The organism is Chryseobacterium sp. FH2, from assembly GCF_001045455.1.
Classification (GTDB): domain Bacteria; phylum Bacteroidota; class Bacteroidia; order Flavobacteriales; family Weeksellaceae; genus Chryseobacterium.
In genome coordinates, this window is the sequence record NZ_LFNE01000002.1 from 75,437 (window position 1) to 87,654 (window position 12,218).

Here is a 12,218-nt window from a genome sequence, read left to right on the forward strand (position 1 = left end):
CTATGAATTATTTTCAAAAGAACAAAAAGAACATTATTATCGGTGTTATTGCAACGCTGCTTGTTGCCGCTCTGGTAGCATTGTGGTTGCAGAAAAAAGTTATCCATTCTGCGGATGACATTGTAGGCGTTGTATACCCATCTTCGGTAGCTGTAGGAGATACGCTTTCCTTTGAAGATAAAACAAAATTCGCAAAATTCAAGAAGTGGGATTTTGGAGATGGTACGACTTCCGATAAGAGTAAAGGATTTCACTTTTATAACAAGCCGGGATATTATCAGGTCACTTTGATTGTGGATAATAAATATTCCAAATCTTTTCCGGTTTTGGTGTCTGCAAGGGGCATTCCTAAACCGAAAGACAGTATGAGATCTACCACATCCATTGATGCACAAACCCAGGCTATGCAGTTTGAGAACGTGCAGTTCCGGGCAATTTCTGATGCAAAACAGTTTACATGGAAATTCGGGGAAACAGGAAATATTGATTCTAAAGAAAAATTATCAACTTATTCCTACAAAAAACCCGGAGATTACACCGTTACGCTGTATACAGACGAAAATGCTGAGCCAATCCTGCATCATATCAAAATTCTTCCGGCTTATGATCCTTTGGATGATCAGGAAGTAACCGTGGAAGATGCTTACGAAAAAGTAGATAATGATTTTAAGTATCATCTACAGCAGATAGCAAACGGAAACAGTTTCAATGTACATTACAACTATTTACTTCAAAAGTATTTATGCAACAACGAAAATACGGTTGTGAAAGTAAATGACAGTAAAGCAAACAATTTTTACATGTATTGTGCGGGGCTTCAGTTTGACAAAAATAACGTCATTCAGACTGTGAAAGTAAATTTCGACGATACACAAAATTGTGTAACCAAAGTAGATATCAATCAAAGCAAATAAAAACTAACACCTGAATTTCTTTTTCAGGTGTCAACCAATCATAAAAGAAAAATTAGGATGAAAAATAGATTTCCTCTAGCAGCTTATTATATAGGAGTTTCAGTGTTGTTAACGAGCTGTCAGGTAAAATTACCATCGAAAAAAACTCCCGAGCCGTCACAATATGGTCAAATTGATAACTCATCTGTAATCAACGGATATCCTAAAAAATCAGTTCCGTGGATTGCCATTTCAGATCGTTCCAGAAATACGGCTTATCTTGATAAAAGTGACGAAAAATCATATAAAGAAGTCAAATTTTTAGAGCCTTTAATGGTTTTAAAACACAGGGATGGAATGGTAAAAGTAGCGGAATACATTCCCGATGCTTTAATGAAAAAAGTTTCGTCAAAACAAATCAAAACATACGGCTGGATCCCGGAATCTGATCTTCTTCTTTGGAGTAATTCTTTGAAAAACGAAAAAACAGGATTTCCTGTAAGAGTTGCAGTAGTTCCGAGTAACAGTGATGTTATCAGAAGTGCGGAAAGATATTACAAGAATGATTCTATCATGGTTTTCAATTCGCCAAGTTTGATAGAGCAGGCGAACGTGAAAATCCCGAACGGACAAATGGTTTATGTTTACAAACAAGCGGAAAACAACAAAAGATTTTTAGTTGGGAAAAAACCGACAGTTGATATAGACAGTATTAATTCAAGTCTGTACGGCTGGGTAAGCTCCAACGTAGTTTCAGCTTGGGGGGAGCGTTCTGCCGTGAAAATGAAAAACACAACAGGCGTTACAGAAAGCACGCTGGGGATTCACGAAGGCGCTCCGGGAATGCCTGATGCAGAAAATAAAACGGCAGTTCTTTTGACGGATGTTAATAAAAGACCTCCTTTAGATAATATTTTTCCGATAAATTTAGCATTAAACGAAACGCCTACACCTGATTCTAAAACGAAATATTTTACGAATATTTTAGATTACAGTAAAAATTATGTTTTCAACGTTTTAGGAGAGCAAATTTATTTTGACCGTTACCGGGAGATCACCGAGAGAAATAAGAAAATTAATATTGTTTTTACTTTAGATATCAGTGGCCCGAATGCACCTTATGCTCCGATTGTAAAATCTTTATTGCAAGATTTACAGCTTAGATTTGAGAAGCCGTCTTATTTTAATCAGGTTAAATATGGGGTTGTTTTATATAAAAATAACTCTTGTGGAGATAACGTGGCTGTTTCGCCTCTGAGTGCAGATTACAGTAAAATTACAACTTTCATCGATCAGAAAACGAATGAAATGAATTGTCCGAGCAATAATGGATATCAGCCTGTAAATGAAGGTTTGATGGCTGCCGGAAATCTTCTTTCAAACTTCCCTGACGAAACCAATATTGTGGTAACGGTAGGAACTTCGGCAAACCAAAGCGGAAATATGTATGGAGTTATCAATTCATTGACGCAGGCGCAGGCGAGATTGATTATGTTCCAGACAAGCGCAAGAGCTTCCGATACTTATAATGATTTTGTTTTGCTTGCTGAAAATGTTGTTACCAATACAGCTAAAAATATTGCTGAATTGAAAAAGCAGAAAATTATTAATCAAAGTGATGTTTTGACAAAAAATAATTTCAGCCTTGTGGAAGGTGATGAAGGTTTCTTTTCTCTGGATTATCCAAAACAGAGTATGGCTCAAGGTTTTGTGATTTTCCCTAAAAAAGGGGACATTGCAGCTCCCGGATACCTGAAAAAATCTGTAGACAGTTTAATTTCTCAGGTTACATTAGATAATACAAGAGTTGATAAATCATTAAACGAATATTTCCATTCTTCAGTAGGAGCGGGAAGGACTGATGTTGATTTAAAATACAAATATCTTTATCCCGGGCTTACCAATCCTGTTCCGGCAGGTATTGCAGCGCAGTTGATCAACTACGGAAGCCCATTCTTGGTAAAAGGTTATATTCCAAAAGAATTGAAAGATTTTAAACCGGGTCTGGAAAAAGGTATTTTAATTTCTGAAACAGAATATGATGATTTGAAGGCATTTTATACTGAAGTTTATGAAAAAACCGGTGCTGGAAGAGCAGATTTTAATCAGTCAAGGGCGATTAAGGAATATATTAAACTGTTGAAGAAATACAATCCTACGGTTAAATTTTTAGATAAAAGTGATTTGTATGAAAAGCCAATGTCTTACGCTGTTGGAGTAAGTACAGGTTTTGATAATTCTGAAGAAGAATTGATGGATAAATATATGCTTAAAGGCTGGAGGAAATCCAGCGTTGTTACCAATGAAACTGTGAAAACATATTTTAGCAATTATAAAAATTTAGCAGAAAGAATGTTGACACACAGAAACGATCCGGCCGTGAAAATAAAGCAAAACGGACAGGAGTTTTATTGGCTGAATGAATACTTTATGCCAACAATGTTACCCGTTGAAGAGCCGGAATATACTAAACATTAATAATTTATAATATTAAAAAGCAGAATTTTATTTCTGCTTTTTTTATATTTTGTTGAAAAATTTCTATCTTTGATAGTACCCAAATCACACGAATATGTCAACTCAAGCATCATCATCCCATGACGGCAAACATTTTGTCGTGCAAAAGGGTAAAGCTCAATGTAATCAGGGAAATCAATTTCCTCAGTATAAAGTAACTGCGCATCAAAAACATTTTTGGAACGATTCAGAAGGCAGTGCAGATTATCTTGCGGTAACCGAGGACGATTTACAATTCAACCCGCCTGGTCCCAGTTTTGGGCAGTGCAAGCTTAAACCTACATCCGGAGGTTATCTTCCCTGTTCGTTTGCCCCTGCCGGAAAATGGCAGAAGACCTATGAAAAAGTAAAAATTATGGGCAAGAGTTGCGTTACAGAAATTTCTGAATTACAATGCGTGATTGGAGGAAAAATTACGGTAAAAGATCACGGGCAACGGGGAGAAATGAGCAAGCAAAATGTAAAAAATGCTGATAACAAAACGGTAGAGCATGTAAATCCTCTCGTGAAAATGGATGATTTCAAAGAGACTGTAGAAGAAAGTGAGATAGACGCTTATTAATCTTTAAAACACTTTCATCATGGCAAAACAGGGAGTTTTAAAAATAACAGGAAATCCTTCTCCAAAAGTAGGAGAAAAAACTACATACAGTGTTGTAGAATGGTATCCTGCGACACCAAAAGAGAGCCGAAATCCGGCTTTGGTCACTTGGGAATTGTTTAAAAAACGTTCCAATGGAAAATTTACCTCTACCAATATTAAGAAAAAAGGTGACGGGACTTTTACTTTTGGGGAAGTTGCTCATAAATACACTTATCGTCTGGAAGCTTATCTTCATGATCCTGAAGGCAAAGGGCCGATGACTATTGAAATTAATCCACAGGCGAATGCTGTTCCAAAAATCAATAAAGTAGAACTTCATTATATCGATGATTCTAAAGGAAGCGTCTTTAGCTATACTGAAAAACTGGTCGCAAAAGCACATACTGTGAATCTATCCAATAAAGAATTACTGTTTACTTTATGGGAAGACGATGCAAAAGGTGAAGGGCATAATACCGGAAATTTATTTGTAGATGCTAAAAAAGGAACGGTAAATAAAGACGGATTGGCGCAGGTTGATTTTATGCTGACAAAAGCATTGATGCAAAAAGCAGTGCAGGGAGAAGCCGATCCAAAGGAACTGGAATTTTATGTGACGGTGGAATATTATCAGGATAAAAAACATGCAACAGGCAACGTTGATGTTAAAAATCCAGATTATAAACCACCTGTTCAGCAATCAAAGCCTCAGGCTCCGGCACAGAAACCTAAAACTGCACAGCCTGCAGCTCCGCCGAAAGCTCAGGGTTCTCCTGCAGAAAAGAAACCTCAGTCTAAAAAAGAAGAGAAAGGTCTTTGGGATACCATGACAGACTGGTTATGGGATTGGGGCGAAAGCAAAGGAACCGTAAAACCTGAAAAAAAGCCTACTCAGCAAAAACCTGAAGGAAAAACGGAAACTGTTGTGAAAACAGAGCAGAAATCTGCTCCGGGCGAATGCTATTGTAAGAAAAAAGAAAACGAATTTTATTGGAGTAATAAATTAACCTGTAAACAACGTAAAAAGGTCTTAGAAGTTTGCGCCTCATTATGGGGTGAAGATAAAAAAGCCCAAAAAGCAAGCGAACTGATGTCTGTAATGCATCTGGAAACCGCTGCAACATTCGATCCTTCAAAAGATAATGGAGCAGGATATTCCGGATTGATACAGTTTAGCGATGCTTCTGCAAAATCTGTTGGGAGTACGAGAGCGGAGCTGAGAAAAATGACTTTTATAGAACAGATGGATTATGTCAAAAAGTATTTCGAGAAGAAAAAAGATTCTCTGAATACAATGACGGATCTTTATCTTTTAGTTTTAAAACAGAATGCAGTAGGACAAGGCGGAAATCCGGATTATGTTTTGTTTGATGAAAGCGTTTCCGTTCCGGATGAGCCTTACAACGTAAATAATTTGAGCAAGGAACCCTGGGTTACAAAATACGGATATTCCAGTAACCCCGCATTTATGAGAGAAGAAGGAGAATTTGCGAATAAAAGACAGTTTAAATCTTATTCAAAAGGACTGATCAGCAGAAGGGGTTTTGAGAATGGGAAAACATATGTCTGGGAGGTGACGGATGTTTTAACGAAAGAACATTATAATTTAGGTGTCGGACACGTTTTTAAGGAAACCTGTGAAGATAAGCCTGAAGAAAAGAAAAAAGTAACGGGGACCAGAGCACCCTGGATGACAACCGTGATGGCAGAAGCCAAAAATTATGGAGGCTATGATGAAGGTGATGATCCTTTGAATGCAAGAATTAAAGGTGAATATTTTTCAATTAAAAACGAATTTACAACCAACAAAACAGATCCTACATCCATTTCCTGGTGTGCGGCTTTTGCAAGTTGGTGCTTACAAAAGGCAGGATATGCCAATCCGAGTTCGTGTCGAGCATTAGAATTTAATCCAGCCTATATGCACGACGGGCCTGATAAACCAGACAGACCTTCGGGAATGAGAAAAATTACAAAGCCTACTTATGGGTGTATCGTTGTCTGGAAAAATAAAAAAGGGGGCGGAGGACACGTTGGTTTCCATTACGGATACGAATCTAACGGAAATATCGTTCCTATTGGAGGGAATCAGGGAAGTAGCCTGAAATTCAGCAGCAGGAGCCCGGACGGAGATTACGGGCAGACAATTGTAGGGTATTTTCTGCCCGAAGATTATGAAGATAACGCTGCAGACGAGTTTACAGCAGATGAAAAGAAATTAGATCCAAAAGCATTAAATAAGAGTGATTTACTTAAAAAATCTAATGAGGAAATCAGTGGAAAAACTACATAATAGATTTATGAAAAAAGGAGTAGTACTTACAAGTTTATTGATCACATTTTTAGTTTCTTGTCAAAAAGAGACTCAAAAGGATGATAAAAATTATCAATCACAAAACAGCATTTCTATGAATAAAGAAGTAGATATTTTAAAAAATCAATTGAAAAAAGGTTTAAAAGCAACCGTGGGAGATGCTGTGGATTATCAAATTGAATATAATGATGAAGATGTGAAAGCAGAAGGACAAATTGTAAAGGATATTTTGAAGCAAAATGGCTACAAACCTTTAACAAATGATGAATTCAATGCTAGGATCAAGGAAGTTTTTCAGCGTCAGATTGATACGGCGTCTGATAAAGAATATTTGTATGTCAATTTAATAGCTCCTTGTAGTAATGAGGTTGTTTTTTATAAAAATAATCTGATTGATTATGATGGTATTTTTGTTTATAAAAAAAATAATTTTATTGCTCCATTGTTTGCGATTCCTGAACTGATTGATTATCAGGATAAATATCCTGAAGTAATTCATTTTGAAGAAAATCTTTCCGGTGATTACAAAAGTCCCGAAGGTGATAAAGTCGTCATGAAAAAATGGATGAATGAAAAAGATTTGAAACAAAAAAGATACGAAAACATTCAGTCGATAGTCGCTAGAAACAAATATCTTTTTAATAACAGCAAAGCAGACTTTGTTTGGTTGAAAACAAATGATGAGGTATTTTTAAAATCTTTAGTGAAAACTTTTGGTTATGTAAAAGATCCTGAACTGTTAAGTTTCGTATTAAATAGTGATTACAAAAACCCACCAGAACTTGAAAAAATTCTTTGGAATAAGAGATGTAGCGGAGAGATTGTTTTCAACAAAGAAGTGATGGACGTGATTTCTCATTCCAAATCTGAAGAGCAGAGATCTTATCTTGCAGCGATTCAGGAGTATATTGTAAAAGAAATTTTAAATAAAAAATCTAGTATGAGTTTTGCGAAAAAAGCAGAAATATTAGGTAAGCTGGCTTATTATGGAGAAAAAATGGGAGAAAAAGTGGGAATGCAGTATCAGTTTTTCAGCTCTTTAAATTCAATAGACGGAAAACAATATGAACATGAATTTAAAAAGAATAACTATTACCATCTTCCTGATTTTAAAAATGTTTGGGAAGAAACAAAAATGGGTGGCGTTGCTCTCCCGGGAATGGAATAAATGAAAGAGGCTTTTAGAGTCTCTTTTTTCTTTTAGGAATAGAATTTTAATGTAAATTATCTTTTAGAATAATTTATTCTTTAAAATTTGAAAAGAATATGCTGTAATTAACCATTCTAAATGGGGTTTGTTATTTATCACAACATAATGATTAATTTTGTAACCGGATTCAAAGATAGAACCTCTGTTTTTAATATTATTTCTTAATTAGACGGTTTAGATTTAGAAGTTCAGATTAATATTTAATATATTTTTAAGAGCAGTATACATTTGTGTACTGTTTTTTTGTTTAAAATATATTAATATTAGCTTTTCGTGAAATTAAATTAATTAAAAACTGTTTTGAGTAAGAAATTTTTTAGATAAATTTGGTTTATACCAAAAAACAAAAATATGATTGTTCATTTTATTCTTCCCGGAGAAACTTTAGAAAGTGTCTCTGAGGATATAAAATTAGAAAATCCACAATACTTAAAAGATTATCATAATAAACTATGTGCAAAGGAAGATTATATTCATGAAGATTTGATTCCCAGAAAAAAACTTTTGATTCCTGATGCTATTAAAATCATAGAATTTAACGAGAAGAATGATGCTCCCTGCAAAAGTCCGGCTCAAAATCCTCAAATTATATTTAATCCTGAAACTTTAAATAAAAAATATACTGTTGATATCATAGAAACTAAAGAGAAAGATGATGGAATCACTAGAAATTCTCTGTTTTTTGAAGTACATCTGAAGTGGATCAGGAAAGAAGAAGAAAATCATGTTTTTCATTTTTTTAAAAATGAAATTTCCGGCAGTAACGACTGTAAAATGACAGATTTGGCAACAGAATGTATCCGTTCCTTAAAAGAATTTGTTATCAGGACAGATTCGAGAGGAGCTATTGTGAGTATCAGTCTTCAAAAAGAGATTATTGATGGTTTTCAAAATATAAAAGAGCGACTGATAGATCTATTTCCTGATCAATATGCAAGGATTTATATTGATGAATTTGAATATGCAGTTTTAAATGATAAAGTTTTCAATAAAAGAATGAAAGAAGATACTTTTATTAAAACTTATTTTGCTCCTGTAAGAAATGATTTTAGGAATGGTAAATCTTATTTCAAACAACTCATTTATGATGATATTTTTCTTGATATTGAACAAAAGGTAAGAAATAATTCTTCTCAGGAATTTGATTTTCTACAGATTGGCAGAATGGAAGAAAACGCCGTAAAATACAAAGGAGAGTATAGTCTTCATCCTGAAAATGGAATCATAAAAAAAGCAGAAATTTATTATTCCGTTTCCCGGTTTGGTGCAAAACATTTCACCCATATAATTATTGATGAAATGTTTTAAACTATTATTAATAAAGACATTTTAAATTAATGTTAAGTCATTTGTCGTAGAATTACGACATCAAATCGTAGAATTACGACAAAAATTCAAATTAATTGTGAAAAATTTTCAAAACTAATTTTCCGGTTTTATCTTTGTGTAACAATCAATCACTGAATCACAAAATATTAACGATTAAAATTTACAAATCATGGCAGCAAATTCAAGAGGAATCTTAAAATTCAACGGAGGAGAAGGTCAAAAATTATTGAAGCTAAACTACAGTGTTTCCAGATCAACAGACGTATCAGGTCGAGTAGCTTCAGATCCTTCTAACGCAATTATCAAGCTTACTATCGAGGCTACAGAAAAATCTGATGTATTAGAAAGCTTACTAAACGGAAAATACAAGCCTACACAAGGTGAAATTACATTCAACAAATCTCACGAAGAAGGAACTTTGATTACTCTGAACTGGGAAAACGGATATGTAATTCAGCACGAGGTAGATTTCGATGCAGTAGACGAAAACAGTATGTTGATCAGCTTTATCGTAAGTGCAGAGAAAATCAACTACGGTAATGCAGCTTATGAAGGTCTATGGCCGGGAGCTTAATTTTAAATAATTAAAATTTAACATTCAGATATCAAAAGACTGTCCCAAAAAGACGGTCTTTTTTTTCCATTTTGGGAATAAAAATACTATGCTTTGAATAATATTGTATGTCACATTTTTAAGACATATTTTATGTTGTCAAAAAAAACTAATATCTTAGTATTTAATTAAAATTTTTAATGATAACGGATTGATTTTTGATTAAAATTTAACAAAAACATAATCATTAGAGAATACACCATCACCAAAAGATATTATTAATTTGAGAAAAATACAACAATGGGAGTACTAGTAACCAACGAAACAGTAAAACAGCTTTTTCATATTGCCCAGTCTATCGCAAGGGAAAATTATAATGCAACATACGGTGGACCTCATATTTTACAGGCTTTAATGCATAAAGATATTGGTCTCAATGAATTTCTGAAAAGCATTGATAAGGATCCCGGCTATTTTTATGAATGGGCCGATGTGAGAATCGAAGATTATCCCAAAACTACGCATCTTCCAAATGAGGTGGGAGAGGATGAATTGGTGAATAACATTGTGGAAGAAGCAGATGATATTCGTTTAAAACTTGGTCTGGACGAAATTACCCCAATTTGTATTTTGACTGCTATTGTAAAACCTCAGGTTGCTTTTACTTTGCAACAGCTTAAATCTCTGCCACTTAGAGAACATGAGGTTTTTAATTTATATAGAAAAGATACTCCCTACGAAAATTTAGAAAATGGAAACTTTTCGTCGATTTTTTCAAATGGTTCAGAGTATTCAGATAATTCTTTTCCTTCAATTAAGAGCTATTGTGTAGACAGAACAGCTCAAGCCAGAAAAGGGGAACTCGAAAATATCATCGGGAGAGATAAGGAACTCAGAATGCTGGTTGAAATTCTTTGCCGGAGAAGTAAACCCAATGTGATTATCATTGGGGAACCTGGAGTAGGCAAAACAGCTTTAGTAGAAGGTTTTGCGATTGAAATTACAAAAGGGAATGTCCCTGAAATGTTGAAAAACGGTACTCTTTTAGAATTGGATACAGGTGCGTTATTAGCAGGAACTTCTTATAAAGGTGAAATCGAAGATCGTCTTAAAAAAGTAATCAATGAATGTAAAAAGATTGAAAAAGCAATTCTTTTCATCGATGAAATTCACACACTTCTCGATCCGAAAGGGAGTATTGGAAATGTTGCCAATCTTTTGAAACCCGAATTGGCAAGAGGTGAAATTACTGTAATCGGGGCAACAACCCAGGAAGAATACAGAAAAATTATTGAGCCGGAACAGGCTTTTAACCGTCGTTTTGAAGTATTGACGGTGAATGAGCCTGATGAAAAAACTTGTGTCAAAATGATTGACGTTCTTTTGGAAGGTTACAAAAAGCACCATGGAATTGAAGTGGAAAAAACAGCATTGCCGGAATGTGTACGTTTGGCAAAAAGGTATGCTAAAGGGAAAAAATTACCGGATGCAGCTATTGACTTGTTAGACAGAACAATGGCAGCGATCAAAATGCTTGACGAACTTTCAGAGAAAGAACTGGAAAGCTGGAAAACAAGCTATGATCAAATCTTAACAGAAGAATTTTTTGATGAAAAAGATAAAGCCGATGAATTGATTTGGACGTATAATTTATTAAGAGATAAAATTAGTCCGATTTTATGGGGTTCCTTGAGTGAGCAGCCTCAAATCGACAATTCTATGCCTGTGGAGGAAATTCAGAAAATAATTGAAGAAACCTATTCTGAACTTCTTCAACATGCGTCAGTAAAGAGAGAAAAAGTAGATCGTCTGGAACTGGCGGCTGTAATGGCAGCAAAAACCAACATTCCTATTGGCAAGATTCAGGCTCAGGAAAAGGAAAAACTGTTGAATATGGAAGGTCTTTTAATGAATCGGGTTGTCGGGCAGGATCATGCTTTGAAGATCCTTTCGGATGCGATTGTTGAAAACCGAAGCGGATTGAATAAACCAGGGCAGCCAATCGGGTCATTCTTCCTTCTGGGACCTACCGGAACCGGGAAAACTGAGTTGGCAAAATCTATGGCGGAACTGCTTTTCAATGATGAAAAAGCAATGGTTCGTTTTGATATGTCCGAATTTAAAGAAGAACATTCAGCAGCACTTTTATACGGTGCCCCTCCGGGATATGTTGGTTACGAGGAAGGAGGTATGTTGGTGAATAAAATCAGGCAACAACCTTATACGGTTGTGCTATTTGACGAAATTGAAAAAGCGCATCACTCGGTTTTTGATGTCTTTTTACAGATTATGGACGAAGGAAAAGTTCATGATAAGCTTGGGAAAGAAGGAGATTTCAGTAATGCTTTAATTTTATTCACTTCAAACATTGGAAGTGAAGAAATTGTAAAGCAGTTTGAAGAAGGTAAAGTACCGGAATCATCTTCATTAATGCAGATTATGTCAAATTCAGGACGTTTCAGGCCGGAATTTTTAGCAAGAATTACGGAAATTATCCCTTTTGCACCTATTACGGAATCTATTGCCGAGAGAATTTTTAATATTCAGTTAAAATCACTCCATACTTCATTAACGAGATTGGGGATTACCCTGAAAATCACAGACGAAGCCGTGAAAAACCTAGCCTTAGGAGGTTTCAGCAGTAAATATGGAGCAAGGCAGATTTCCGGGGTTATTCGATCGCAGCTGGCAAGACCGATTTCGAAAATGATTGTGAGGGAAGAGGTGAAATCCGGACAAACAATTGATGTAGACTGGAATAAAAACGAAGAAAAATTAAGTTGGAAAGTAGATGAAGACAAACGGTAAAACTTACCAAA

8 protein-coding genes are annotated in these 12,218 nt (G+C 35.1%); all 8 read left to right on the forward strand.

Features of this window, described 5'->3' with window-relative positions; all coding sequences use genetic code 11:
• The first annotated feature begins 2 nt into the window (after positions 1-2).
• The 8 genes from ACM39_RS03275 to ACM39_RS03310 all read left to right on the forward strand — a co-directional run bounded on the left by ACM39_RS03275 (position 3) and on the right by ACM39_RS03310 (position 12,207).
• Positions 3-914, forward strand: coding sequence for a PKD domain-containing protein (locus ACM39_RS03275; RefSeq protein WP_048509604.1), 912 nt, complete (start codon positions 3-5; stop codon positions 912-914).
• Positions 915-971: 57 nt separating this feature from the next.
• Positions 972-3,371 (forward strand): type VI secretion system protein TssR domain-containing protein, encoded by a 2,400-nt coding sequence (gene tssR, locus ACM39_RS03280; protein ID WP_048509605.1) that lies wholly within the window; start codon positions 972-974, stop codon positions 3,369-3,371.
• Positions 3,372-3,465: 94 nt separating this feature from the next.
• Positions 3,466-3,972 (forward strand): DUF4280 domain-containing protein, encoded by a 507-nt coding sequence (locus ACM39_RS03285; protein ID WP_048509606.1) that lies wholly within the window; start codon positions 3,466-3,468, stop codon positions 3,970-3,972.
• A gap of 19 nt (positions 3,973-3,991) precedes the next feature.
• A complete protein-coding gene (locus ACM39_RS03290) occupies positions 3,992-6,286 on the forward strand; it encodes a CHAP domain-containing protein (RefSeq protein WP_048509607.1) in 2,295 nt (764 codons plus the stop codon).
• Positions 6,287-6,293: 7 nt separating this feature from the next.
• A complete protein-coding gene (locus ACM39_RS03295) occupies positions 6,294-7,475 on the forward strand; it encodes a hypothetical protein (RefSeq protein ID WP_131701396.1) in 1,182 nt (393 codons plus the stop codon).
• A 393-nt stretch (positions 7,476-7,868) separates the two neighbouring features.
• Positions 7,869-8,825, forward strand: a complete 957-nt coding sequence (locus ACM39_RS03300; RefSeq protein WP_048509609.1) for a hypothetical protein — start codon at positions 7,869-7,871, stop codon at positions 8,823-8,825.
• Positions 8,826-9,015: 190 nt separating this feature from the next.
• Entirely contained in the window at positions 9,016-9,420 is a 405-nt protein-coding gene (gene tssD, locus ACM39_RS03305) for a type VI secretion system tube protein TssD (RefSeq protein ID WP_048509610.1), read from the forward strand.
• 279 nt (positions 9,421-9,699) lie between these two features.
• Positions 9,700-12,207 carry an ATP-dependent Clp protease ATP-binding subunit gene (locus ACM39_RS03310; protein WP_048509611.1) on the forward strand — a complete coding sequence of 836 codons (2,508 nt, stop codon included), beginning with the start codon at positions 9,700-9,702 and terminating at the stop codon, positions 12,205-12,207.
• Positions 12,208-12,218 lie beyond the last annotated feature (11 nt).

Coding starts and splice junctions, on each gene's coding strand:
- tssD (WP_048509610.1), top strand. CDS start 9,016: ATGGCAGCAAATTCAAGAGGAATCTTAAAATTCAACGGAGGAGAAGGT.
- ACM39_RS03295 (WP_131701396.1), top strand. CDS start 6,294: ATGAAAAAAGGAGTAGTACTTACAAGTTTATTGATCACATTTTTAGTT.
- ACM39_RS03300 (WP_048509609.1), top strand. CDS start 7,869: ATGATTGTTCATTTTATTCTTCCCGGAGAAACTTTAGAAAGTGTCTCT.
- ACM39_RS03310 (WP_048509611.1), top strand. CDS start 9,700: ATGGGAGTACTAGTAACCAACGAAACAGTAAAACAGCTTTTTCATATT.
- ACM39_RS03285 (WP_048509606.1), top strand. CDS start 3,466: ATGTCAACTCAAGCATCATCATCCCATGACGGCAAACATTTTGTCGTG.
- ACM39_RS03275 (WP_048509604.1), top strand. CDS start 3: ATGAATTATTTTCAAAAGAACAAAAAGAACATTATTATCGGTGTTATT.
- ACM39_RS03290 (WP_048509607.1), top strand. CDS start 3,992: ATGGCAAAACAGGGAGTTTTAAAAATAACAGGAAATCCTTCTCCAAAA.
- tssR (WP_048509605.1), top strand. CDS start 972: ATGAAAAATAGATTTCCTCTAGCAGCTTATTATATAGGAGTTTCAGTG.